This window comes from Streptomyces sp. NBC_00887 (genome assembly GCF_045207585.1).
Window position 1 is genome coordinate 6447218 of sequence record NZ_CP108788.1, and the last position, 24243, is coordinate 6471460.

Consider the following 24243-nt stretch of genomic DNA (forward strand, 5'->3'; position numbering starts at 1 on the left):
CGTGTGGATTCCGGGACTTCAGTGAGTCAGCAGCAGCGCAGGCCTTGGATTGTCGGGGTGTCCGGCGCATCAGGGACGCCGTTCGCCGCCTCGGTCCTGCGGGGGCTGCTGGCCGCGGGGGAGAGCGTCGACCTGGTGGTGAGCCGCGCCTCGCGCCTCACCCTCCTGGACGAGACGGGGATCGCCTTCCGCGACGCGCACTGGCGGGAGGACCTGGGCGACTGGCTGGCTCGGGGGGCCGACGGGAAGCCGCACACCTTCGGGGTGAGCGGGGCGGATGTCGGTCGCGTACGGCACTGGGCGGCCGGCGATCTGGCGGCCGGGCCGTCCTCGGGGTCCTACCCGGCGAAGGGGATGCTCATCGTGCCGGCGTCGACGGCCTGCGTGGCCGGGGTGGCACTCGGACTGTCGAAGGACCTGCTGCAGCGGGCCGCGAGCGTCACGCTCAAGGAGCGGCGGAGGCTGGTCGTCGCGGTACGCGAGACCCCGTTGAGCGGGCAGACGCTGAAGCAGATGGTCGCGCTCGACGAGGCGGGCGCAGTGGTGCTGCCCGCCTCTCCGGCGTTCTACGCGGGTGCGACACACATCCAGGATCTGGTGGACTTCGTCGCGGGGCGGGTGCTGGACGCGGCAGGTGTGCCGCACCAGCTGTACCGCCGGTGGGAAGGAGAGCTCGGTGGGGGCTCCCGTGAAAGGCCCTAGCCGGTCAGCGCTTCTTGGGCTTGCGCGGGGCGCGGGTCTTGTCGACGCGGTGCGCGGCGGCGGGCTGGTGGGCACGCGAGCGGTTGGCCAGGTCCTGCAGCTCGCGCATCCGGGCGTAGGCCATCTCGATCGTGTACACGGTGAAGTTCACTCCTGAAGATTCGAAAGCATTTCTTGGATGTTCTGAAAGATTTGCAGGACCTGGGCCCTGCATGCCTTAGATTCTACACTTAAACTCGCGGTACTGCTGAACAATGGAAGGTTTCAGTCATATGGACGCGGTGGACAGGCAGCTCATCCAGGCCCTCAGAGAGAACGGCAGGGCCTCGTATGCCGAGCTGGGGCGGCTCGTGGGGCTCTCCGGGCCCAGCGTCACCGACCGGATCAACCGGCTGGAAACCGCCGGTGTCATCACCGGCTACCGCGCGACGGTCGCCTCCGCGTCGCTGGGACTCGGGGTCACCGCGCTCATCGGCATCTCGCTCTCCGACGCCGCCGACCACGAGGACGTGGCGCACCGGCTGAAGGACCTCGCCGAGATCGAGGACTGCTGGTTCATCGCGGGCGACGACTCGTACATGCTCAAGGTCCGGGTCGGTGACGTGGACGGCCTCGAGAAGACGATCCGCCGGCTCAGTGGCACGAAGGGGGTCTCCCGGACCCGTACCACGATCGTGCTCTCCACCAAGTGGGAGAACCGGGTCGGGGAACTGCCCGACGAGGCATAGGCGTACGGTTGGCTGCCGGAGTCTGTTACGTAGAGATATGGGAGGGGCACTGGTGGACGCGGGACTCAAGCGCGAGCTGGAGGAGAAGGTCCGGGCCGGTGAGCGGCTGACCCGCGAGGACGGGATCGCGCTCTACGAGTCCGACGACCTGGCCTGGCTCGGCGGGCTGGCCCACGAGGTCCGTACGAGGAAGAACGGCGACGTCGTCCACTTCAACGTCAACCGCCACCTCAACATGACCAACGTGTGCACCGCGTCCTGCGCGTACTGCTCGTTCCAGCGCAAGCCGGGCGAGAAGGACGCGTACACGATGCGCATCGAGGAGGCCGTCCGCCTCGCCAAGGCGATGGAGAACGAGAACCTCACCGAGCTGCACATCGTCAACGGGCTGCACCCCACCCTGCCGTGGCGCTACTACCCCCGTTCGCTCAGCGCGCTCAAGGAAGCCCTGCCGAACGTGGGGCTCAAGGCGTTCACGGCGACGGAGATCCACCACTTCGAGACGATCTCGGGGCTCTCGGCGTCCGAGATCCTCGACGAGCTCATCGAGGCCGGCCTGGAGTCGCTGACCGGCGGTGGCGCGGAGATCTTCGACTGGGAGGTCCGCCAGCACATCGTCGACCACAACACCCACTGGGAGGACTGGTCGCGCATTCACCGTCTCGCGCACGAGAAGGGGCTCAAGACCCCGGCGACGATGCTGTACGGGCACATCGAGGAGCCCCGTCACCGCGTCGACCACGTGCTGCGGCTGCGGGAGATGCAGGACGAGACCGGCGGCTTCCAGGTCTTCATCCCGCTGCGCTACCAGCACGACTTCGTGGACATGAAGGACGGCAAGGTCCGCAACACGCTCCAGGCGCGGACGTCGATGGCGACCGGCGCGGAGGCGCTGAAGACCTTCGCGGTCTCGCGGCTGCTGTTCGACAACGTTCCCCACGTCAAGGTGTTCTGGGTGATGCACGGGGTGCAGACCGCGCAGCTCGCGCTCCAGCACGGCGCGGACGACATGGACGGCTCGGTCGTCGAGTACAAGATCACGCACGACGCGGACGACTACGGCACGCCGAGCAAGCTCGGTCGTGAGGACCTCCTGGACCTGATCCGGGACGCCGGCTTCCGGCCGGTGGAGCGCAACACCCGGTACGAGATCCTGCGCGAGTACCCGGGTCCGGACGCGGGCCGCCGCGAGTCGCCGCAGCCGATGCGCGTCTGAGACGGTCCGCTCTCCGACCCTCTTCCCGTTGCGCGAAAGCCCCGGCCAGCCGTCCCCGGCCGGGGCTTCCGCATAGCTGCCGCATGGGTCTTCTCGCGTGGTGGACACCGGTTGAGGGGCAGGAATGTAATGGCTAATCTGCAGCTATGACACTTACATTTGAGGTGGATCCCCCATTCGACCGGGCGCTGCGGGACGGCATCACCGCACTCTGGGTCGACGTCACCAACGCGGGCGGAGCCGTCGGCTTCGTGCCACCCGTCACCGCCGAGGAGGTCCGGCCCGAGCTGGTCAGGCACCTCGCGGGGATGGCCGAGGGCGGCACCCACCTGGTCGTCGGGCGGGACGAGGACGGCGCCGTGGCCGCCACCGCCTTCCTCACGCGCAACTCCCACCGGCTGATGCGGCACTGGATCGGGCTCTACACGGTGATGGTCCACCCCCGCCACCAGGGCAGGGGCTTCGGACGCGAACTGATGGCCGCCTCGGCCGACGCCGCCCGCGCCATCGACGGCATCGACGCCATCCGGCTCACCTGCCGCGGCGGCACCGGGGCCGACCGCTTCTACGCCTCCTGCGGATACCAGGAGGTGGGCCGCGTCCCGAACGCGATCAGGGTGTCCGAGAACGACTACCGCGACGACATCATCATGCTGCTCCCGCTCCTCCGGCAGGACAGCCCCTCCGTGGGACGGCTCGCGGAAACGGGGAGCCCTGCGAACTGATCGAATTCGGGGCATGCTTCACTGGTCGGGCAGAACCGTGGAACCGCAGACCGCGCGACCGCACGAACGTCGGACGTAGAGAGAAGGCCAGCCGTGTCCGCTGCCAAGCCGAGCGCAACGATCCGCTACACCGCGATGCGCCTGCTGATTTTCGTGGGCTGCTTCTTCGTCTCCGGCGTGGCCGTCCACTTCGGCGTGCTGCCCGCAGGCCTCGGCGGATCCAACCTGGTCTGGGTCATCCTGCTCGGCCTGCTCCTCTCCGCACCCCTCAGCTTCGTCCTCCTGCGCAAGCAGCGCGACGAGATGTCCGCCCAGCTCATCTCCACGGTCGACCGGACCAAGGCCAAACTCGAGGCGAACCGTACGCGCGAGGACGGCGTCACCCAGTAGGCGCCGCGTAAGGTTCCTCACACCCCGCGGCCCCGTACGCACGAAGCCCCCCGGACCGGAGCACTCGCTCCAGTGCCGGGGTTTCGGCGTTCTCGGGCCGTACACGACGCATTCGAGCCCGCCGGCCGAGCGCCGGCGGTGGCCGTGCCGCGTTCCTTCGTCAAAGCAGACCTTTGAGGTTCTCAAAGTACAAGTGTTAACGTGTTCGACATGACCGCAGCAGTGCGCCCCTTTCACACCATGAGCCCTCCGCTCGTGGCGCGCCTGCATGTCGATCTCTGCCGCTGTATGTCCGCGGTCTGTTGCCGCAACGTCTGAACCGGCATCATGCAGCGGCGCCGCCCCTGACGCGGGCGCCGCACCCCCGTCCCCGTTCGACCGCACGTAGGTACGTCCGTCCCCGTACGTCCCGACGCGCACATCTGGAGTGTGTCCGTGTCCGCGAATTCCGCGTCCCCCGCGACCGACGCCGGTAAGCCCACCGGCTCCGGTTTCCGCATACCCAAGGTCCCGTTCTGGGTCCAGATCGTCGCCGGTCTGGTCCTGGGTGTCCTGCTCGGCTGGCTCGCCCGCAGCCAGGACATCAGCTGGCTCTACACCACGCTCGACCAGGTCGGCAGCATCTTCGTCCAGCTGCTGAAGCTGGCCGTCGCGCCCCTCGTCTTCTTCGCGATCCTGGTGTCGATCACCAACCTGCGCAAGGTCAACAACGCCGCGAGGCTGGCGACCCGCACGCTGCTCTGGTTCATGATCACCTCGCTCGTCGCGGTCGCCATCGGCCTCGCGATCGGGCTGGTCACCAACCCGGGCTCCGGCACCGGCCTCACCCCGAAGGACGGCGCCAAGCCGGAGCACGCCGGCTCCTGGATCGACTTCCTGACCGGCATCATCCCGACGGACGTCATCACGCCGTTCACCGAGCTGAACGTGCTGCAGATCGTCTTCATGGCCGCCGTCGCCGGTATCGCCGCGCTCCAGCTCGGCGACAAGGCAAAGCCCATCCTCTCCCTCAGCGAGTCGATCCTGGAGCTCCTCCAGAAGGCCCTGTGGTGGGTCATCCGCCTCGCCCCGATCGGCACCGTCGGCCTCATCGGCTACGCGATCGCCGACTACGGCTGGGACCTGATCGGCAAGTACGCCACGTTCACCGCCGACGTCTACATCGGCTGCGCCCTGGTGATGTTCGGCGTCTACCCGCTGCTCCTCGCCACGGTCGCCAAGGTCAGCCCGCTGCAGTTCTTCAAGGGCGCCTGGCCCGCGATCCAGCTGGCCTTCGTCTCCCGCTCCTCCGTCGGCACGATGCCGGTCACGCAGAGGGTCACCGAGCGCCTCGGTGTCCCGAAGGAGTACGCCAGCTTCGCCGTCCCGTTCGGCGCCACGACGAAGATGGACGGCTGCGCCGCGATCTACCCGGCGCTGGCGGCGATCTTCATCGCGCAGATCTTCGACGTCCAGCTGGGCATCGGTGACTACGTCCTGATCGCGTTCGTCTCGGTGATCGGCTCGGCCGCCACCGCCGGCCTCACCGGCGCCACGGTCATGCTGACGCTGACCCTGTCGACGCTGGGCCTCCCGCTGGAGGGCGTGGGCCTGCTGCTCGCCATCGACCCGATCCTGGACATGATCCGCACCGCCACGAACGTGGCAGGACAGGCGCTGGTCCCGGTGATCGTCTCGGCCCGCGAGAACATCCTCGACCACGACAAGTACAACTCGGCGTCGGCCTCCCCGGTCGACGAGATCGAGGCCGAGGCCGAGGTCGAGACCGCGAAGCCGTCGGGCGTGCCCGTCCCCGCGTGACGCCACCAGGCCCGTAACGAACGTGCCCTGCACCCCGGTCGGGGTGCAGGGCACGTTCGGTCGGCTCCGGTTGGAGACGCCCCCGGCCTTACGAGGCCGGGGGCGCTCCTGTGTCCGCCGGGCGGTCAGCGGTGCTGGAGGACGACCTCGGGGTTGTCCGGCGTCGGGCCGTCGAGGAGTGGCTGTTCCCGGCCCCGTAGGTGCAGGTCGAGGAAGGCCGCCACGTAGTCCCGGGTGATCCGTGTCGAGCGGTCGCCGGAGAGCGTGGCCGCGGGGTCGACCGGCAGGCCGAGCTGTTCGCCGAGTTCCGGGATGTCCGTGAACGTGAAGTGGCCGGAGTCCTTGACGGTCAGCCACCGCTTCCAGCCGTCCAGGTGCTGCCAGCCCTCGTCCCAGGAGTCGTCCCCGCCTCCGGGGCGGTGGCCCGCGTCGGTGCCGAGCATCAGGAACGGGCGGTCGCCGATGCCCGAGCGGGGAATGGGCTCGAAGAAGGTGCCGTCCATGTTGATCCCCGCGTCGACGCGGGAGTCGGCGAGCATCGTGGAGGCCGCCGCGCTCCCGCCGATGGAGTGGCCCGCGGCGGTGACCCGGCGTCGGTCGATCATCCGGGACTTCTCCCAGGCGGGGCGGGGACCGGTCAGCCGGTCGAGTACGAAGGTGAGGTCGTCGGCCCGTCCGGTGGAGACGGTCTTCAGCACGTCCCGCTCGGCCGCCTCGTCCGGCGCCGCCTCGACGGCGTCACACGCCGCGCACGTGAGCATCCGGCCGCCGGGGAAAGCCGTTCCGGTGGACTCGTAGGCGTGATCGACGCTCGCCACGACGTAGCCGCGGCTCGCGAGGTCCTCCGCGAGGGAGGTCAGCGTGGCGCGGGGGGTACCGAAGCCGGGGGAGACCAGAACCAGCGGGAACCGGCCCCGGGCGGCCCGGGCGTCGGTACGGGCGTGGGTGGAGGTGGAGCTGACGACCGCGGCCGGGACGATGCCGTCCAGTCCCCGTTGCGCCAGCAACAGCCGGGCCTCTTCGGTGCCCATGTAGGGGGCGGGGCCGCTTCCGCCGCCGGACCGGGCGGGATAGTGGACCGACACCATCAGTTCGCGGTTCCCGGCGTCGGGCACCCAGGGGTCGGTGCGGTCGTGGTCGGTGAGGTGGAGAACGTCGGCGCCGACGGCGTACGGGCCGGTCGGGCGGGGCAGTTCGAGCCTGGCGGCGGATGTGGCAGAGGTGGGCGCGGGGCCGGATAAGGCGTGGGTGGTGACGGCGGGTGCGGCCAGCATCACCAGGGCGGTGAGGGCGACGACGGTTGTTCGTCCGGGCAGTCTGAGCGTCATGGCAGGGACGCTAGGCGGTGGAAGCGGGCGACAGCATCGGCCCCAGGTGTGATCCCGTGGGGGACCAGAGGCGTACGGGGCCGCCCCCGGCGGGGCCGGTGGGCGACTACCGGTCATCGTGGCCGGGTCGCGCTCCTTCCGTACGACGGGGGCGGGACCCGCGCCGTACTCTTACCGAGGAGTAGCGCAGTGGGGGCGGGAGGGAAGGCTGACGTGAGTGCAGTGAAGAGCAAACGGATGCCGCGCGCGGTCCGTGAGAAGCAGATGATGGATGCCGCGGTGCAGACCTTCGGGCAGCGCGGGTACCGGGCCGCTTCGATGGACGAGATCGCGGAGCTGGCCGGTGTGTCCAAGCCGTTGGTCTATCTGTATCTGAATTCCAAGGAAGAACTCTTCACCGCGTGTATCCGCCGCGAGGCAAAGGCGCTGGTCGAAGCGGTGCAGGCGGCGGTGGAGCCGGGGCTGCCGGCGGATCGCCAGCTGTGGGCGGGGCTGCGGGCGTTCTTCACGCACACCGCGGACAACCCGGACGGCTGGGCGGTCCTGCACCAGCAGGCGCGGTCGCAGGGGGAGCCGTTCGTCAGCGAGGTCGCGGTGCTGCGGGAGGAGATCGTTGCGTTCGTGACGGGTCTGATCGGGGCGGCGGCGCGCGAGGCGCACCATGATCCCGCGCTCCCCGACCGCGATGTGGCCGGGCTCGCGATGGCGCTCGTGGGGGCGGCGGAGGCGCTCGCGGGGTGGGCGAACGAGACTCCGGGTGTCTCGGCCAAGGAGGCGGCGGGCACCCTGATGAACTTCTCCTGGGCGGGCCTGGAGAACCTCATGCACGGCCGCGGGTGGCAGGCCCGCTAACTGCCGTCCAGGGTCACGCTGCCGGTGAGGTGGACGCGGCGTGCACCGCGTACCTCGAAGGCGGCGCCGGCAGCCGCGTACGTGACGGTGGCCGGCAGTGGCAGGGGGGCTCTGAAGTCGGCCCGTACGGAGCGGATCCGGCCCGGTTCGCCGGCGCCCATGCCGGTTTCGACCTCGGCGAGGCACCGGGCGACGGTCCACATGCCGTGCGCGATGTGACGGGGGAAGCCGAACAGCCGTGCCGTCAGCGGGTGCAGGTGAATGGGGTTCCGGTCACCCGACGCGGCACCGTACCTTCGGCCGAGGTCGCCGGGCAGCTGCCACTCGGCCACGGCGGGAAGGTCCTCGGGGACGGCCGCCGTCCGGGCGGCCGGTGCGGTGGTGGGGCCGGTGGCGTGCCGGGACAGGTATCCGCTGCGCGATTCCCACACCAGCTCGCCCGCCAGTCGCGCCTCCGTCACCATCGTGACTTCGGTGCCGCGACGATGGTCCGTCAGACCGGCCGCGTACGCGGTGAGTTCGAGCCGGTCCTCCGGGTGCAGGACGCGGTGCCGGGTGATGTCGATCCAGGTGTGGACGAGCCCCAGGACCGGCAGGGGGAAGGCCCGGCCTGTCATGACGCGCATGGCCAGGGGGAAGCCGAGGACGTGCGGGTAGGTGAGGGGCAGTACTCCTGGCTCGGTGAACCCGCAGACCCTGCTGTACGAGGCGAGGGGCCCGGGTGCGCTGCGGGCCGGGGGAAGCGAAGCCCGGCCGGCGGGGAGCGCGGCGTCGGACCGTCCCGCCCGCTTGAACGGGGAGGTGACGGCCCCGCGCAGGAGGGACATGCTCAGGCTGGACACGGTCTCAGGCCCCCAGCAGGCTCTGGCCGCATACCCGCACGATCTGGCCGTTGACGGCGCTCGACGCGGGCTGGGCGAACCAGGCGGTCGTCTCGGCGACATCGACCGGAAGTCCGCCCTGGGAAAGGGAGTTCATCCGGCGGCCGGCCTCCCGGATGAAGAGCGGCACGGCGGCGGTCATCTTCGTCTCGATGAAGCCGGGGGCGACCGCGTTGACGGTGACACCGTGGTCGGCGGCGGCGTGCGGGGCCAGGGAGCGGACGAGGCCGATGATGCCCGCCTTGCTGGCCGCGTAGTTGGTCTGGCCGTTGTTCCCGGCGATCCCGGCGATGGACGCGGTGGCGACGATCCTGCCGCCGCGGTTGACGGCGCCCGCCTCGAGGAGGGCGTCGGTGGTGCGCAGGACGCTGTCCAGGTTGACCTCGATCACCGACGCCCAGCGTTCGGCCGGCATGTTGGCGAGCCTGCGGTCCCGGGTGATGCCCGCGTTGTGGACGAGGACGTCGAGGCCCTCGGGTGCGGCTGCGGCGATCAGGTCGGCGGCGTCGGGTGCGGTGATGTCCAGCGGCAGGGCGGTGGCGCCGAGCCGTGCGGCGGTACGGCTCAGTTCCTCCTCGGCCTGCGGGATGTCCAGGCAGATCACCGTGGCGCCGTCCCTGGCCAGGACGGAGGCGACCGACGCTCCGATGCCGCGCGCCGCGCCGGTCACCAGCGCGGTGCGCCCGGACAGCGGCGCAGCCCAGTCGGCGACCGGGTCCGGGGCGGCGTCGGTGAGTTCGATGACCTGGCCGCTGATGTAGGCGGACCGGGGGGAGAGCAGGAAGCGGAGCGTGGATTCCGCCGACGCGGCGGCACCCGGCGGGATCCGTAGCAGCTGTGCGGTGGCGCCCTTGCCGATCTCCTTGCCGAGCGAGCGCACGAACCCTTCGAGTGCCTGCTGGGCGGCTGCCTGGTGGTGGTCGTCGGGGGACGGCGGGGTGCCGATGACGACGACACGGCCTCCCGCGGCGAGCGAGCGCACGACGGGATGGAGTGCGGCGTGCACCTTTCCGAGTCCGCCGGCCGTGGTGATCCCGGTCGCGTCCAGGACGATGCCCGCCGGGTGGCCGGTCTGCTCGGTGGCCTCCGGACCGATCTTCGCGAGCGTCGCGCGCAGCTTGTCCGAGATCGCCGATTCACCCGCTGTGAGGTGCAGCAACGGCCCGTCGAGCGTGGGGTTCTCCAGCGTCCAGCGCCGCAGCGGCCGGGGCTGCGGCAGGCCGAGCCTGCGGGTCAGGAAGCGGCCGGGTGCTGTGCTGGTGAGGTGCAGATAGTGGTCGGCCATTGTCCAGACTCCTGCTCGGTCGTAGATTTACTCCAGAGTAAGGTTACTCTGGAGTCAGGAGTTGGTCGAGATGAGTTGGTCGAGTTGATTCCCCTGGCACTTCCGCAGCCGCGCAGGGTCGCGGTCATCGGCGGCAGTCGCATTCCGTTCGCACGCTCCGACGGCCCGTACGCGCAGGCCTCCAACCAGGAGATGCTCACCGCGGCACTGGACGGACTGGTCGAGCGGTTCGGCCTGCGGGGTCAGCAGGTCGGCGAGTTCGTCGCGGGGGCCGTCCTCAAGCACAGCCGGGACTTCAACCTGGCCCGCGAGACCCTCCTGGGCTCCGCCCTCGACCCGCGGACCCCGGCGTACGACATCCAACAGGCGTGCGGAACGGGCCTGCAGGCCGTCATCGCCGCCGCCAACAAGATCATGCTCGGTGTCGTCGACTCGGCGATCGCGGGCGGCGCCGACACCACGAGCGATGCGCCCCTCGGCGTCAACGACCAGCTGCGCAGGCTGCTCCTCGAGGCCCGTCGCGCCAAGTCGACGGGTGCCCGGATCAAGGCCCTGGCGGGCGCACGACCCCGGCACCTCGTCCCGGACATCCCGCGCAACGAGGAACCCCGCACCGGCCTCTCGATGGGCGAACATGCCGCGGTCACCGCCCGGAAGTGGGGCGTCACCCGTGCCGACCAGGACCTGCTGGCAGCGACCAGCCACCAGCGGCTCGCCGCCGCGTACGAGCGGGGCTTCCTGGACGACCTCGTCGTCCCGTACCGCGGTCTGGACCGTGACCAGAACCTGCGCCCCGGATCCACGGTCGAGAAACTCGCCACGCTGAAACCGGTGTTCGGAGCCGGTCACCCCGACGCGACGATGACCGCGGGCAATTCGACCCCGCTCACCGACGGTGCGGCCACCGTGCTGCTGGCGAGCGACGAGTGGGCGCAGGCGCACGGCCTGGAGCCGCTCGCGTACCTGTCGCTGTACGAGACCGCGGCCGTCGACTACGTGAGCGGCGAGGACGGACTGCTGATGGCGCCCGCGTACGCCGTACCGCGCATGCTGGAGCGCGCCGGGCTCACCTTCGACGACTTCGACCTCTTCGAGATCCACGAGGCCTTCGCCTCCCAGGTCCTTGCCACGCTCGCTTCCTGGGAGAAGCAAGGGCTGGCGGCGATCGACCGCGACAAGCTCAACGTGGCGGGATCGTCCCTGGCCACGGGGCATCCGTTCGCCGCGACCGGCGCGAGGATCGTCGCGACCCTGGCCGGACTGCTCGCGGAACGGGACGCTCCGGGCCGGGGCCTGATCTCGGTCTGCGCCGCGGGCGGCCAGGGGGTCACCGCCGTTCTGGAACGCCCCTGACCCCGCCGGACGGGACCGGGCGCCGGCCAGCCCGCCGCGCCCCGCACCTGCCACCGCACGACCCCGCGCACCCAACAGCCCGCACCGGCACCGGACCCACGGACGAGCCCGGTGCCGACCCCCACGCCGAGGAGCCGCTCGTGTCCACGTCAGCCGCTGCCGCCGCACCCGCGGCCCCCACCGAGCCCGTCCTGGTCGAGCCCACGAAGGTCAGAGCCGCCGACGGCACGGTACGGGAGGTCTCCGTACCCCTGTTCGCGCCGACCGTACGGCGCGGATCGCTCGCGGACATTCCCTTCGACAACGCCCGCGAGGCACCGTCCGAGGCTGTGATCAGCCGAAAGCAGTCCGACAGCACCTGGCAGGACGTGACGGCCGCGGAGTTCGCCGCGGAGGTGCAGGCGGTCGCCAAGGGCCTCATCGCCGAAGGCCTCAAGGCCGGTGACCGGGTCGCGATCATGGCCCGTACGACCTACGAATGGACGCTGCTCGACTTCGCGGCCTGGGCGGCCGGGCTGGTCACCGTGCCCGTCTATCCCACCTCGTCCGCCTTCCAGACCCGCTGGATACTCCAGGACTCCGGCGCCGTGGCCTGCGCCGTGGAGACGAAGGAACAGGGCCGGCTGGTCAGCCAGGAGCGGCAGCAGCTCGGTGATCTCGCCCACCTCTGGCAGTTCGACACCGGTGCCATCGGCCGCCTGAAGTCGCTGGGCAAGCAGATCCCCGACGCGGAGGTCGCCGCCCGGCGTTCGACCCTGGGGCCGGACAGCCCCGCCACCCTCGTCTACACGTCGGGCACCACGGGCCTGCCCAAGGGCTGCGTCCTGACCCACGGCAACTTCTTCGCCGAGGTCGACAACGCGATCGAGCTGCTGCACCCGGTCTTCAAGTCCGTCTCCAAGTACCCCGCCTCCACCCTTCTCTTCCTGCCCCTCTCCCATGTCTTCGGCCGCATGGTCGCGGTCGGCTGCCTGCGCGCCCGGGTCCGGCTCGGCCACGCGCCCTCCATCCGGACCGAGGACCTGCTGGCGGACCTGGCGGGCTTCAAGCCCTCGTTCCTGCTGGCGATCCCGTACGTCCTGGAGAAGGTCTTCAACACCGGCCGGGCCACCGCCGAGAAGATGGGCCGTGCCTCGTCCTTCGACCGTGCGGCCCGCATCGCCCAGCGCTACGGTGAGGCGGTCGAGGCCGCCGAACACGGCACGGGTCCCGGCCCGGGACCGGGCCTGCGCCTCGCCAGGGCCCTGTACGACCCGCTGGTCTACCGCCGCATCCGCGCCGCGCTCGGCGGCCATGTCCGGTACGCGATCTGCGGCGGCTCCCCGTTGGGGCACAGGCTCGCCGCGTTCTACGCGGGCGCGGGCATCGAGATCTTCGAGGGCTACGGACTCACCGAGACCACAGCGGCCGCCACCGTCACCCCGCCCCTCAAGCCCCGCCTGGGCACGGTGGGCTGGCCGCTGCCCGGCACCGCCGTACGGATCGCGGACGACGGGGAGGTACTCCTCAGCGGCGGCCAAGTCTTCCAGGGCTACTGGGACACCGAGCGCGGCGAGGCGGTCCCGTATCCGGAGGAGGGCAACTGGTTCCCGACCGGCGACCTCGGCGCACTGGACGAGGACGGCTACCTCACGATCACCGGCCGTAAGAAGGACATCATCATCACGTCCGGCGGCAAGAACGTCATCCCGGCCCCGCTGGAGGACTGGCTGCGGGCCCATCCGCTGGTCGGCCAGTGTCTGGTGGTCGGCGACAACCGTCCGTTCGTCACCGCTCTGATCACCCTGGAGCCGGACGGGCTCGCGCACTGGCGCCGGATGCGGAAGAAGGTCGACGTGCCGATTCGTGAACTCGTCAACGACGCGGAACTGCGCGCGGCGCTGCAGCGCGCGGTCGACGAGGCCAACCGGCTGGTCTCGCGCGCCGAGTCGATTCGCAAGTTCACGGTCCTGCCAAAGGACTTCACCGAGGAGAGCGGCCACCTCACCCCGTCCCTGAAGCTGAAGCGGGACGCGATCACACGTGATTTCGACGCGGAGATCGAGGACCTGTACCGCAGGTAGATGTCCGTCAACGCGTGGAGGGGCGGCCCCGGTTGGGGTCGCCCCCCTTTCCTCCTGGGTCTACTGGTGCAGGCGAAACTCCGGCACTCTTACGTCCGTTCAACACGGATTGATGCCTGTACCCCGTACCTCCCCGGACCCCGGACTCGACTCGGAGGAAGAATGCGCTCGATACGCATCGTGCTGCTGGGCCTGATCGCCCTCGTCGCGGGCCTGCTCACCGCGACCCCGGCGGCAGCCGCACCGAAATTCTAGGCCCCCTACCCCTGCGGTCAGCAGTGGACCTACAGCCACCACTCGGCCGAGGTCAGACAGGCCCTCGACTTCGTGCGGACCGACGGCGGATCCACGGCGGGCTCCCCCGTCCTCGCCTCATCGGGCGGCACCGCCCACCGCTACTCGCAGCCGAGCGGTGCGGGCAACTACATCGCCATCGATCACGGGGGCGGCTGGAAGACCTACTACTTCCACCTGGCCTCGTACTCCGTGGCCAACGGCGCCCAGGTCTCCCAGGGCCGGCAGATCGGCGTGACCGGATCCACCGGCAACAGCTCGGGCGCCCACATCCACTACGAGCAGCTGTACAACGGCGTCGGCCAGACCATCGTGATCAACGGCCAGTCACTGGCCCCGTACCCCGGTTCGTACTACAGCAAGTACCTGACCAGCGACAACGGTTGTGGCGGCGGCACCGCGAAGTACTGGGCCGACACCTTCGCCAACGCGACGGGCTACGCGGCGGCCAACACCGCCGACGCCCAGGGCGTGCTCAACGCCGGCACCAACTACGTGTACTGCAAGGTGTGGGGTGCCCAGGTCGGCTCGGCAGCAGCTACAACCACTGGTGGCTGAGGACCGACCTGGACACGGTCTACGCCGGCAAGAACGGGCGAGGGGCGTACGTGTCCGCGTACTACCTCTCCCGCTGGGGCAACGACGAGGCCCGCGACAACAACGGCACGGTGATCCCGAACTGCTGACCGGCCCGTACGTGCCGGCCCGGCGGTTCCTGCGCCGGCCCGGCGGGCCGAGGCACCCGCCCGCGACCGCGCCTCAGGCGGCGCGCCAGTAGCCCAGTGCGTTCACCCGGTCCTTGGCGAGGCCGAGTTCCTTGCGGGCGTACGAGGACAGGGCCCGGGTCGTCGCCGTGTCGCAGGCGATCCAGAGGTAGGCGTCCGAGGCGTCGTCGCCGAGCAGGTCCGGCAGGGCGGCCTTCACCTCGGTGACCAGGTGCGTGCCCGCGTCGCGCCGCGGGACCGTGTGCAGGGTGTGGCGGGCCGGGTCCAGGCGCAGGGGGAGCTTCTCGTCGGCGGCGTGCGCCGTCTCGAACCAGATCGTCGCCGGTGCCTCCGGGACCGCGTCCAGCAGGGAGTTGACCGCGGGCAGCGAGGCGGCGTCGCCGATCACGAAGAGTCGGGCGGGCCGCGGTTCGGGCAGGGTGAAGCCGGTGCCCTGAAGGGTGGCGTCGACCGTGTCGCCCGGCCGGACGGTCCGGGCCCAGGTGCTCGCGGCCCCGTCGTGGAGGGCGAACTCCAGGCTGAACGTTCCGGCCTCCCGGTCGGGGTCGACGAGGGTGTAGGCGCGCTGGTGGGGTTTGCCGTCGTGCTCGAACCAGATCCTGACCCACATCGTCGGGTGCGCGCCGCCCGTCGCTTCGAGCAGTCCGCCGTCGGTCAGATGCACCCGCCGGAAGTTCTCGGTGACCTGTTCGGCCCCGGTGACGGTGAACGTGAAGTCACGCCCCCGGAAAAGCTTGAGGACGACGCCCTCCCAGCCATGACCCACGACCGTGCCCCTCTTCACCCTAGAATTATTGAGGTTAGGCTAACCTAAATTATCGGCTCCGGGGAGTGGTGCCGCACCGAGGGGGGCGGTCGCGAAAGCGGGCTGACGCCCCAGGAACACCGGGTTGGTGAGCGCCGCCAGGGCTCCCGGCAGCCCCGGCATCGATGCCGGGGGTGTCGTGAGTGACGAGGGTGACGTACTCGAACTCTCGTATGAGGCCGTGAACTCCGGGGCAACGCAAGAGGGGGAACGGCCTTCGCGAAGCCGCACGACCCGGGTCGTGATCGGAAGCGCCGCTTCGCGCACCCGGCGGCACGCGACCGCATACCTTGGTGCCGTCACCGGACGACGACGGAGGTGTCCGCGCATGCGGATCGCGACAACGATCTTCCTCACCGACGAGACGATCACGCCCGTACGGCTCGCGCGGGAGCTGGAGCAGCGCGGGTTCGCCGGGCTGTACCTGCCCGAGCACACGCACATCCCCGTGAGCAGGGACACCCCGTACCCGGCGGGTGGCGAGCTCCCGCCCGAGTACGGCCGCCTCCTCGACCCGTTCGTCGCCCTGGGCCAGGCGGCGGCGGTCACGGAGCGCCTGTCCCTCGGCACCGGCATCACCCTGATCGCCCAGCACGATCCGATCGTCCTGGCGAAGCAGGCGGCGACGCTCGACCACCTCTCCGGTGGCCGGTTCACGCTCGGCATCGGCTTCGGCTGGAACGTGGAGGAGGCCGCGGACCACGGGGTCACCTGGTCGACACGGCGGGCGCTGGGGCGCGACCGGATGGCACTGATGCGCGCCCTGTGGGCCGACGAACCGACCGCGTACGAAGGTGAGTTCGCCTCGGTCAGGGCGAGCCACGCGTATCCGAAGCCGGTACGGAAACCGCGTGGCCCGGTGAACGGCCCGCGCACCCTGATCGGCGGCGCGGCGGGGCCGACACTGTTCGCGCGGATCGCCGGCGAAGCGGACGGTTGGCTGCCGATCGGCGGGCGCGGCCTCTCGGAGTCCGTACCGCAGCTGCGCGCGGCCTGGGAGTCGGCCGGCCGCGATCCGAAGCAGCTCCAGGTGGTGCCGTACGCGGTCGTGCCCAGCCCGGGGAAGCTGGCGCACTACGCGGACCTGGGTGTCGAGGAGGTCGTCCTGCAGTTGCCGCCGGCGGGGGAGCCGGAGGTTCTGCGGGCACTGGACGCGTACGCCGTGCATCTCTGACGGCAGGGCGGCCGGGTGGTCGGGATCGGCCGGTGGCGATCTTCGGATGCAACCACCGACGCTAAAGTTGCATCTTTCACCGACGGACATCGATGGTGCGGCCCGTGTGCGTGTGTGCTCGGCTGCCGGGGAGCGGGAGCGCGATGAACAGGCCGTTGCGGCACATAGCCATCTTCTGCGGGCTGCTGATGCTCGCCCTGCTGATCCGGACCAACTGGCTGCAGTTCGCCAAGAGCGAGGAGCTCGCCACCCACGAGCACAACCGCCGGGTCAAGATCACCCAGTTCGCGACACCGCGCGGCGACATCATCGTGAACGGCAAGGCGATCACGGGCTCGAAGGAGGTCTCCGGGACCGACTTCAAGTACCAGCGCACCTTCAAGGACGGTGCGATGTACGCCCCGGTCACCGGCTACGCCTCCCAGGCACAGGGCATGTCCCTGCTGGAGAAGACGTACGACAGCGTGCTCAGCGGCCAGGACGAGCGCTTCGCCTTCTCGAACGCCAAGGACATCCTCACGGGCGAGGAGCGGCGCGGCGGTGATGTGATCACGACCATCGACCCGAAGGCGCAGGAGGCCGCGTACGAGGGCCTCACCGACCTCGACGCGCGGGGTGCGGTCGTCGCCCTCGACCCGGAGACGGGCAAGGTGCTCGCCCTGGTCTCGACCCCCTCGTACGATCCCTCGGTCTTCGCCGGCAACTCCTTCAAGGAGGGCGACAAGTTCCAGTCGCTCGTCGACGCCAAGAGCAAGCCGCTGGCCAACCGCCCGCTGCGCGAGACCTTCCCGCCCGGCTCCACGTTCAAGATTCTCACGGCGGCCGCCGCCCTGGAGCACGGCGTCGTCACCGACGTCGACGCGGCGACCGACGCGGTCTCTCCGTACAAGCTGCCGCTCTCCTCGAACACGATCAGCAGCGAGGCGGGCGACCGGACCTGCAACAAGGCCTCGTTCAAGACAGCCATGCAGTTCTCCTGCAACAACGTCTTCCTCGACGCGGCTTCCGAGCTGGGCGACGACAGGATGCGGGAGACGGCGGAGAAGTTCGGCTTCAACGCCGACGTGTACTCCGAGGACTTCGGCGACATGCTCGCCACGAAGAGCCTCTACCCCGGGGAGCTGGACAAGCCGGGTACGGCCCTGACCGGCATGGGCCAGGGCAGCCTGACCAGTACGCCGATGCAGATGGCCATGGTGACCGCCGCCCTCGCCAACGACGGCAAGCTGATGCAGCCGTACATCGTCGAGGAACTGCGCGGCCCGGACCTGTCCACGCTGGAGAAGCACGAGCCGAAGCTCAAGAGCCAGGCGGTCTCCGGGGACACGGCGAAGAAGGTCCAGGAAATGATGGAGTTCACCGCCCGTGAGGGCAGCGCGAAGCGCGCGCTGATCGACGGTGTGACGGTGGGCGGCAAGACCGGTACGGCGCAGCGTGGTGACGATGTGACCAAGGAGGTGCCGTACGGCTGGTTCGTCTCGTACGGCAAGAAGCCCGACGGTCAGTCGGTGGCGGTCGCTGTCTTCATCGACCCGACGGCGATGGACATCTCCCGCGAGGACATCTCGGGCGGCGGCCTGGGCGGCCCGATCGCACGTGACGTGATGAAAGCGGTCCTGGGGAAGTAGGCCGGACCTCGGCCCCCGCCCGGCGCGTGGCCGGGCGGGGGCCGACGTCATCCGGCGGACCGGTCCGGCAGTGCGGGGGCCGTGGTGGGCGGGTCCGGCAGGGCGGTGGGGGCCGAGCCGTCGTCGGCCTCGGCGCCGCCGCCCGCCAGCCGCAGTGTCAGGGCGGTCAGGAGGCCGGCCACCAGCCCCCAGGTCAGGGCGGCCGGGACGCCGCCGCCGAGGCCGCCGGACAACTGCACCAGCCCCCAGCGCATGCCGGAGTCCGCACCGGTCAGCGCCATCTGCAGCAGTTGTCTCGCCAGCAGCCCGATCACGGTCGCGCAGACCGCGCCGACCGCCATCGCCGGAACGGTGGCCGCGGCGAGCAGTACCGGAAGCTTCCGAAGCGCCCACCACACCACGGCGAGCAGCAGCGCGTCCGCGACGCGGTACAGGAACCAGTCGCCGAGCGGGGCGCCCGCCGGGCCCGCCCAGCCGCCGAGCAGCAGCCACGTGCGAAGGAACTCGCCCGGTTCGGCGAGCAGCCGACCGGACAGGGAGACCGTCTGGACGGCTGCGGCGACCGGCTGGTACGAGAGGACCAGCAGGGACAGCGCGACCACGGCGGTGCCGACGGTGGCGGCCAGGCGGGAGGCGCGGGCCGGGCCCTGCCTCAGCGGAAGCGGTCCGGCGCCCTTGGTGGTGATCCGTGCCGCGAGCACGGTCGCCGCCGCCGCGACGAGCGCGGCGAAAACGGTGATCTGCTGCCCGGACGAGCTCGAGGAAGCCAGCTGGGGCAGGAAGCGGTAACTGCCGTGCCCCCGCGAGGCGATCGACCACGGTGCGGAGACGGTCGCCGCCAGCATTCCGGCCACCAGGCCCCAGGCCCATACCGCGAGCAACGCGGCCGTCGTCCGGCCGCGCACCGGGGGCAGCCTGCGGACGAGGAGAAGCGCCCCGGGCACGAAGACGGCGAAGAGGGCGCCGAACCGTATCTGCATGGAGGTCGCGTACAGCGAGAGATAGCGGCTGCCGTCGGTGACGGCCGCGTCCCCGGTCCCACCGGTCGCCTCGGCGTTGTACCGGAGCGAAGCCGGAGCGTCGTACGACCAGGGGGTGAGCCAGTACTCGAGCTCGGCGGCCGCCCGGCCGCCGAGCACCTCGGTGGTACCCGCCAGGTGCAAGGCGTTCACGCTCGCCCCCGCCCACCACAGAAGGGCTGTGAGCAGCAGCCCTCCGACCAGTGCCGGTATCGCTGCGCGCCGGTATGTCATGTACGGCCCCCGCCTTGATCGCACACCCCGTCAATACTTCTGGCGGGTTGGAGGTTACGGGGTGGTGATCACGTGGTGATCACGGTCGGCGAGCGCTTGGACCGTGGGCTGTCCCGCGTCCTCGGCACGTTGGAGGGCCGCCGCTTCGGCACCGCTCACGGGACCGAGCGGAGGCCGGTTCCGATGCGGGGCGCCGCCCCGGACGGTGCCGCGTTCACGAGTGCCGGCAGGTCCGTCAGCGCGTTGATGCACCAGTCGGCCGTCTCCGTCACGTCGGGGTGGTCCGCCCACCAGTGCCCGTACGCGCCCCGGCGGATGTGCGCCGCCCGCAGGCCCGACACCTTGGCCGGGAACAGGTCGTTGGCCGGGTGGTCGCCGACGTACAGGGTGGCGTGGGGGGCTGCCCCAGAGACCTCCAGTACGCGCTCGAAGAACTCCCGGTCCGGTTTGGCCGCACCCCATTCCTCCGACGTGACGACCACGTCCGCGGGAAGGTCCAGGGCCCGCAGCAGTTCTCCTGCCCGGACGGTCTGGTTGCCGGCGATCACGATCCGCAGGCCGAGCGCGCGCAGTTCCGCCAGGGCCGGGCGGACGTCGGGGTAGAGGTCCGACTCGTCCAGGTGCTCGCCGCGGCCGGCTGCCGCGCGGGCGTGGTAGGCCTCGGTGACGTCCATGTCGGGGCGCAGGATGCGCAGCGCGTCCGAGCTGTCGCGGCCCTGCACCACCGCGGCGCCGACGAGTGCGCTGACGGTGTGCGTCGGGACGCCGAGCCAGTTGGCCCAGGAGGCCCAGTGGCGGTCGTCGCGGACGAGGGTTTCGCCGATGTCGAAGACGATCGTTTCCATCACCGGACCGAGCCTACGGGGCAAGTACGACATAACGGCCAAGGCGCCAGGAGGGGTCGGACGGTTGCTGCGGACAGAGGCCCTGATCCGGGCGGGGTGCGTCGCTCGTATGCTCGGTTCATGACCGATCCCCAGCTCGGACGCCCGACCACCAACGCCATGCGGCGCGCCCTGCGCCGCGCCCGCGACGGAGTCGCCCTCGACGTGGCCGAGGCCGCCGTACTGCTCCAGGCGCGGGGGGACGACCTCACGGATCTCGCCGCGTCGGCGGCCCGGGTGAGGGACGCGGGGCTCGACGCCGCGGGCCGCCCGGGAGTGATCACGTACTCCCGCAAGGTCTTCATCCCGCTGACCCGGCTCTGCCGTGACACCTGCCACTACTGCACCTTCGTCACCGTGCCCGGCAAGCTGAAGCGCGCCGGCCACGGGATGTTCCTGTCGCCGGACGAGGTCCTCGACATCGCCCGCAAGGGTGCCGCAATGGGCTGCAAGGAAGCGCTCTTCACGCTCGGGGACCGGCCGGAGGACCGCTGGCCCGAGGCGCGGGAGTGGCTGGAGGCCGAGGGGTACGACGACACCCTGGCCTACGTCCGCGCCATGGCGATCCGGGTGCTGGAGGAGACGGGGCTGCTGCCGCACCTCAACCCCGGGGTGCTGACCTGGACCGATCTGCAGCGGCTCAAGCCCGTCGCGCCGTCCATGGGCATGATGCTGGAGACGACGGCGACCCGGCTGTGGTCCGAGAAGGGCGGCCCGCACCACGGGTCCCCGGACAAGGAGCCGGCCGTCCGGCTGCGGGTGCTGGAGGACGCCGGACGCTCCAACGTCCCGTTCACCACCGGCATCCTGATCGGGATCGGCGAGTCGTACGAGGAGCGGGCAGACTCCCTGTTCGAGCTGCGCAAGACGGCCCGCGCCTATCACGGCATCCAGGAAGTCATCGTCCAGAACTTCCGCGCGAAGCCGGACACCGCGATGCGCGGGATGCCGGACGCGGAACTGGAGGAGCTGGCCGCAGCGATCGCCGTCGCCCGCCATATCCTGGGCCCCTCCGCCCGTATCCAGGCCCCGCCGAACCTCGTCGACGCCGAGTACGCCCTGCTGATCGGCGCGGGCATCGACGACTGGGGCGGCGTGTCACCGCTCACGCCCGACCATGTGAACCCCGAGCGCCCCTGGCCGCACATCGACGAACTCGCCGCCCGTACAGCCGAGTCCGGATTCCAGTTGCGTGAACGTCTCACCATCTACCCGGAGTTCATCCAGCGCGGCGAGCCCTGGCTCGATCCCCGCCTCGTCCCGCACGTACGGGCGCTCGCCGACCCCGAGACCGGTCTGGCGAAGGAGGGGGCGATTCCCGCCGGGCTGCCCTGGCAGGAGCCCGACGAGGGCTTCAACGCCTCCGGCCGTACCGACCTGCACCGCACCATCGACACCGAAGGCCGCACCGGCGACCGGCGCGACGACTTCGACGAGGTCTACGGGGACTGGGAGGCGCTCCGGGAGGCCGCCGTCCCCGGCATGGTCCCGTCCCGCATCGACACCGACGTGCGCCAGGCGCTGAGCCAGGCCGCCGACGACCCGACGAAGCTCACCGACGACCAGGCGCTCGCCCTGCTCCACGCGGACGGGCCGGCGCTGGACGAGCTGTGCCGGATCGCGGACACGCTGCGCCGGGACGTGGTCGGCGACGACGTCACGTACATCGTCACCAGGAACATCAACTTCACTAACGTCTGCTACACCGGCTGCCGTTTCTGCGCCTTCGCCCAGCGGCGCACGGACGCCGACGCGTACACCCTCTCCCTGGACCAGGTCGCCGACCGTGCCGCACAGGCCTGGGACGTCGGCGCGGTCGAGGTCTGCATGCAGGGCGGGATCCACCCGGACCTGCCCGGCACCGCGTACTTCGACATCGCGCGGGCCGTACGGGAACGCGTCCCCGGTATGCACGTCCACGCGTTCTCGCCGATGGAGGTCGTCAACGGCGCGACCCGCACCGGCATGTCCGTCCGCGAATGGCTGATCGCCGCCAAGGAGGCCGGACTCGGCTCGATCCCCGGCACCGCCGCCGAGATCCTCGACGACGAGGTCCGCTGGATCCTCACCAAGGGCAAGCTGCCGACCGCCGACTGGCTGGAGGTCATCAGGACCGCGCACGACGTCGGGCTGCGATCCTCGTCGACCATGATGTACGGGCACGTCGACCAGCCCCGGCACTGGCTCGGCCACCTCCGTACGCTGGCCCGCCTCCAGCAGGAGACCGGCGGGTTCACCGAGTTCGTGACGCTGCCCTTCATCCACACCAACGCCCCGGTCTACCTGGCCGGGATCGCCCGTCCCGGTCCCACCGACCGCGACAACCGGGCCGTCACGGCGATGGCCCGCCTGCTCCTCCACCCGCACATCACCCACATCCAGACCAGCTGGGTGAAGCTCGGCACCGAGGGCGCGGCCGAGATGCTTCGCTCGGGGGCCGACGACCTCGGCGGCACGCTGATGGAGGAGACCATCTCGCGGATGGCGGGCTCAAGTTACGGCTCGTACCGGTCCGTCCAGGACCTCGTCGCCATCGCCGACCTCGCGGGGCGGCCGGCGAAGCCGCGTACGACGCTGTACGGCGAGGTGCCCGAGGAGCGGATCCAGGCCGCTGCGGCGTCGGACGGGCACCTGCCCGAACTTCTTCCGGTGCTGGAGGGCTGAGGCTCTGCCGGTCGGCGTACGGGCGTCACCGGTACCCCGTCGCGTCGGCCGGCCTGCCCGCATCGACGACCTCGACCAGATAGCGCCAGCAGTCGGGGCGGGAACCGTCGAGGTCGGTGAAGCCGTACTCCTGGGCCAGCTGCCCGCTGGACAGCGACTGTCCGTTCCAGCGGGCGAGGCCGGTGTCACCGGCCAGGGCTGCGACCGCGCGCCCGACGTACGACGGGCTCTCCGAGACGCAGAAATGCGGCACGTCGGTCAGCGCGTCGCGCCAGTTCTCCTCGGCCACACCGAAGGTGTCGAGCATCATCTCCGAGCGGAGCCAGCCCGGGGTGAGGGCCACCGCCGTCCCGCCATGCGGCGTCAATTCGTGGGCGAGCACGAACGCCGTGCGCAGCACGCTGTTCTTGACCAGGTCGTAGAAGTAGGAGTTGCGATAGTTCGCCCCGTTGTACGCGGCTGTCCCGTCGGTCATCTCGACCACGAGCCCGCCCGGCTGCCGCACCAGCAGGGGCAGCGCGAAATGACTGGTGATCGCGTGCGTTTCCACGCCCAGCCGGAGCAGGCGCAGTCCGTCGTCGAGGTCGTGCTCCCAGACCGGCTTGTCGAACGCGAACAGCCGCTCGCCGCCCCAGACGTCGTTGACGAGCACGTCGATCCGCCCCTGCTCCGCATCGATGCGCTCGGCCAGCGCACGGACCTGCTCGGGCACCAGGTGATCGGTCGGCACGGCGATGCCGGTCCCGCCCGCTGCGGTGACGAGCTCGGCGGTGTCCTCGATCGTCTCCGGTCTGTCGTACTCCGAGCGCTTCTCCCGAGTCGTGCGGCCCGTGACGTAGACGGTCGCACCTGCCGCGCCGAGCTGGACCGCGATGCCGCGCCCGGCGCCTCGGGTGGCCCCTGCGACCAGGGCGATCTTCCCTTGGAGCGCCGGTTCCGATGTGGTCGATGTGTCGGACATGAATCCCCTTGAGGTCCTGGTCTGCCTGTTCGGCCGGTCCGGGTCCGTCATCGACGGCCGGGGACCATGCTCGACGCGAAACCCGACGCCTTGTGTCCTATTTCTTCGGTGTCGGGCAGCACATTCGGGCGTGCCACATCCCGCCGGGCTGAATCCGTCACGGAGGTGCAGGCATCAGCAACGGCACGGGAGGACACGATGAACGCTCGCCTGAACCACGACGCCGAGCGCGCCGCCCTGGAGCGGGCGGAGCAGGGCACCCGCATCGCCGACGCGGCCGGCGGCGTCACAAACGAGGCCTGGGCGAACGCCGCCAAGCACTACGACGAGGCGCACCTCACCGCCCTGGTGTCCCTGGTCGCCGTCATCAACGCCTACAACCGAATCAACGTCATGGTCCAGCTGCCCGCCGGTGACTACCAGCCCGGGCAGTTCGGATAACCCGGACGGTGCGGCGCCGCACTGTCCGTACATACCGTTCCAGCCCTGAACCAGCTCTTCCAGTTCGATTACAGTGCTTGCGCAGTCGCAC

20 protein-coding genes and 2 pseudogenes are annotated in these 24243 nt (G+C 70.6%); 14 read left to right on the forward strand and 8 right to left on the reverse strand.

The genetic code is table 11. From position 1 onward, the window contains the following. Positions 1-21: 21 nt before the first annotated feature. Positions 22-702: a UbiX family flavin prenyltransferase gene (locus OG844_RS29485; protein WP_406396299.1), complete on the forward strand. Its 681-nt coding sequence runs from the start codon at positions 22-24 to the stop codon at positions 700-702. 4 nt (positions 703-706) lie between these two features. On the opposite strand, the gene OG844_RS29490 is transcribed toward OG844_RS29485, so the two are convergent. Next, complete coding sequence (locus OG844_RS29490; protein ID WP_406396411.1) at positions 707-853, reverse strand: hypothetical protein; 147 nt, start codon at positions 851-853, stop codon at positions 707-709. Between the two features lie 121 nt (positions 854-974). On the opposite strand from OG844_RS29490, the gene OG844_RS29495 reads away from it, so the two are divergent. The 5 genes from OG844_RS29495 to OG844_RS29515 all read left to right on the forward strand — a co-directional run bounded on the left by OG844_RS29495 (position 975) and on the right by OG844_RS29515 (position 5561). Then, positions 975-1430, forward strand: a complete 456-nt coding sequence (locus OG844_RS29495) for an Lrp/AsnC family transcriptional regulator (protein WP_329209980.1) — start codon at positions 975-977, stop codon at positions 1428-1430. Between the two features lie 52 nt (positions 1431-1482). Further along, positions 1483-2646 carry an aminofutalosine synthase MqnE gene (gene mqnE / locus OG844_RS29500; RefSeq protein WP_351168512.1) on the forward strand — a complete coding sequence of 388 codons (1164 nt, stop codon included), beginning with the start codon at positions 1483-1485 and terminating at the stop codon, positions 2644-2646. 146 nt (positions 2647-2792) lie between these two features. Beyond that, positions 2793-3371 (forward strand): GNAT family N-acetyltransferase, encoded by a 579-nt coding sequence (locus tag OG844_RS29505; protein ID WP_406394356.1) that lies wholly within the window; start codon positions 2793-2795, stop codon positions 3369-3371. A gap of 93 nt (positions 3372-3464) precedes the next feature. After that, complete coding sequence (locus tag OG844_RS29510) at positions 3465-3761, forward strand: DUF4229 domain-containing protein (RefSeq protein ID WP_351168508.1); 297 nt, start codon at positions 3465-3467, stop codon at positions 3759-3761. Between the two features lie 435 nt (positions 3762-4196). After that, positions 4197-5561, forward strand: a complete 1365-nt coding sequence (locus OG844_RS29515; RefSeq protein ID WP_406394358.1) for a dicarboxylate/amino acid:cation symporter — start codon at positions 4197-4199, stop codon at positions 5559-5561. 125 nt (positions 5562-5686) lie between these two features. Here the strand turns inward: OG844_RS29515 and OG844_RS29520 are convergent, their stop codons facing one another. Beyond that, positions 5687-6889: an alpha/beta hydrolase family protein gene (locus tag OG844_RS29520; RefSeq protein WP_406394360.1), complete on the reverse strand. Its 1203-nt coding sequence runs from the start codon at positions 6887-6889 to the stop codon at positions 5687-5689. A 237-nt stretch (positions 6890-7126) separates the two neighbouring features. Here OG844_RS29520 and OG844_RS29525 point away from each other — a divergent pair, with 237 nt between their 5' ends. Continuing rightward, positions 7127-7741: a TetR/AcrR family transcriptional regulator gene (locus OG844_RS29525; protein ID WP_406396301.1), complete on the forward strand. Its 615-nt coding sequence runs from the start codon at positions 7127-7129 to the stop codon at positions 7739-7741. Here the strand turns inward: OG844_RS29525 and OG844_RS29530 are convergent. Next, positions 7738-8583: a MaoC family dehydratase gene (locus OG844_RS29530; RefSeq protein ID WP_406394362.1), complete on the reverse strand. Its 846-nt coding sequence runs from the start codon at positions 8581-8583 to the stop codon at positions 7738-7740. The genes OG844_RS29525 and OG844_RS29530 overlap by 4 nt on opposite strands. Positions 8584-8587: 4 nt before the next feature. Next, positions 8588-9907 (reverse strand): 3-oxoacyl-ACP reductase, encoded by a 1320-nt coding sequence (locus tag OG844_RS29535; protein WP_406394364.1) that lies wholly within the window; start codon positions 9905-9907, stop codon positions 8588-8590. Between the two features lie 75 nt (positions 9908-9982). Here OG844_RS29535 and OG844_RS29540 point away from each other — a divergent pair, with 75 nt between their 5' ends. From OG844_RS29540 to OG844_RS29550, 3 genes and pseudogenes are all read left to right on the forward strand, one after another. Beyond that, positions 9983-11260, forward strand: a complete 1278-nt coding sequence (locus tag OG844_RS29540; RefSeq protein WP_406394365.1) for an acetyl-CoA C-acetyltransferase — start codon at positions 9983-9985, stop codon at positions 11258-11260. A 140-nt stretch (positions 11261-11400) separates the two neighbouring features. Beyond that, positions 11401-13323, forward strand: coding sequence for an AMP-dependent synthetase/ligase (locus tag OG844_RS29545; RefSeq protein ID WP_406394366.1), 1923 nt, complete (start codon positions 11401-11403; stop codon positions 13321-13323). 162 nt (positions 13324-13485) lie between these two features. After that, a pseudogene (locus OG844_RS29550) lies at positions 13486-14303 on the forward strand (M23 family metallopeptidase). 73 nt (positions 14304-14376) lie between these two features. Here the strand turns inward: OG844_RS29550 and OG844_RS29555 are convergent. Then, entirely contained in the window at positions 14377-15108 is a 732-nt protein-coding gene (locus OG844_RS29555; RefSeq protein WP_406396302.1) for a siderophore-interacting protein, read from the reverse strand. 367 nt (positions 15109-15475) lie between these two features. Between OG844_RS29555 and OG844_RS29560 the strand changes: the two genes are divergently transcribed. Together OG844_RS29560 and OG844_RS29565 are read left to right on the forward strand one after the other, a co-directional pair. Next, positions 15476-16321, forward strand: coding sequence for an LLM class F420-dependent oxidoreductase (locus tag OG844_RS29560; RefSeq protein WP_406394367.1), 846 nt, complete (start codon positions 15476-15478; stop codon positions 16319-16321). Between the two features lie 143 nt (positions 16322-16464). Further along, entirely contained in the window at positions 16465-17949 is a 1485-nt protein-coding gene (locus tag OG844_RS29565) for a peptidoglycan D,D-transpeptidase FtsI family protein (protein ID WP_406394369.1), read from the forward strand. Positions 17950-17996: 47 nt separating this feature from the next. Here the strand turns inward: OG844_RS29565 and OG844_RS29570 are convergent, their stop codons facing one another. Together OG844_RS29570 and OG844_RS29575 are read right to left on the reverse strand one after the other, a co-directional pair. After that, positions 17997-19202, reverse strand: a complete 1206-nt coding sequence (locus OG844_RS29570) for a hypothetical protein (RefSeq protein WP_406394370.1) — start codon at positions 19200-19202, stop codon at positions 17997-17999. Positions 19203-19357: 155 nt separating this feature from the next. Next, positions 19358-20047 (reverse strand): HAD family hydrolase, encoded by a 690-nt coding sequence (locus OG844_RS29575; RefSeq protein ID WP_406396304.1) that lies wholly within the window; start codon positions 20045-20047, stop codon positions 19358-19360. Between the two features lie 120 nt (positions 20048-20167). Here OG844_RS29575 and OG844_RS29580 point away from each other — a divergent pair, with 120 nt between their 5' ends. Continuing rightward, on the forward strand, positions 20168-22750 hold the full coding sequence (locus tag OG844_RS29580; RefSeq protein WP_406394372.1) for a bifunctional FO biosynthesis protein CofGH: 2583 nt from the start codon (positions 20168-20170) through the stop codon (positions 22748-22750). Positions 22751-22775: 25 nt separating this feature from the next. Here the strand turns inward: OG844_RS29580 and OG844_RS29585 are convergent, their stop codons facing one another. Continuing rightward, positions 22776-23711: an SDR family oxidoreductase gene (locus tag OG844_RS29585; protein WP_406394373.1), complete on the reverse strand. Its 936-nt coding sequence runs from the start codon at positions 23709-23711 to the stop codon at positions 22776-22778. 219 nt (positions 23712-23930) lie between these two features. Here OG844_RS29585 and OG844_RS29590 point away from each other — a divergent pair. Then, positions 23931-24152, forward strand: a pseudogene (locus OG844_RS29590) (carboxymuconolactone decarboxylase family protein); the annotation flags it as partial. Positions 24153-24243 lie beyond the last annotated feature (91 nt).

What these genes read in the sequence shown, in the direction of transcription:
- OG844_RS29495 (WP_329209980.1), top strand. Translation starts at nt 975, where the DNA reads ATGGACGCGGTGGACAGGCAGCTCATCCAGGCCCTCAGAGAGAACGGC.
- OG844_RS29505 (WP_406394356.1), top strand. Translation starts at nt 2,793, where the DNA reads ATGACACTTACATTTGAGGTGGATCCCCCATTCGACCGGGCGCTGCGG.
- OG844_RS29520 (WP_406394360.1), bottom strand. Translation starts at nt 6,889, where the DNA reads ATGACGCTCAGACTGCCCGGACGAACAACCGTCGTCGCCCTCACCGCC.
- OG844_RS29525 (WP_406396301.1), top strand. Translation starts at nt 7,127, where the DNA reads ATGCCGCGCGCGGTCCGTGAGAAGCAGATGATGGATGCCGCGGTGCAG.
- OG844_RS29535 (WP_406394364.1), bottom strand. Translation starts at nt 9,907, where the DNA reads ATGGCCGACCACTATCTGCACCTCACCAGCACAGCACCCGGCCGCTTC.
- OG844_RS29560 (WP_406394367.1), top strand. Translation starts at nt 15,476, where the DNA reads ATGCGGATCGCGACAACGATCTTCCTCACCGACGAGACGATCACGCCC.
- OG844_RS29565 (WP_406394369.1), top strand. Translation starts at nt 16,465, where the DNA reads ATGAACAGGCCGTTGCGGCACATAGCCATCTTCTGCGGGCTGCTGATG.
- OG844_RS29570 (WP_406394370.1), bottom strand. Translation starts at nt 19,202, where the DNA reads ATGACATACCGGCGCGCAGCGATACCGGCACTGGTCGGAGGGCTGCTG.
- OG844_RS29575 (WP_406396304.1), bottom strand. Translation starts at nt 20,047, where the DNA reads ATGGAAACGATCGTCTTCGACATCGGCGAAACCCTCGTCCGCGACGAC.
- OG844_RS29580 (WP_406394372.1), top strand. Translation starts at nt 20,168, where the DNA reads ATGACCGATCCCCAGCTCGGACGCCCGACCACCAACGCCATGCGGCGC.
- OG844_RS29585 (WP_406394373.1), bottom strand. Translation starts at nt 23,711, where the DNA reads ATGTCCGACACATCGACCACATCGGAACCGGCGCTCCAAGGGAAGATC.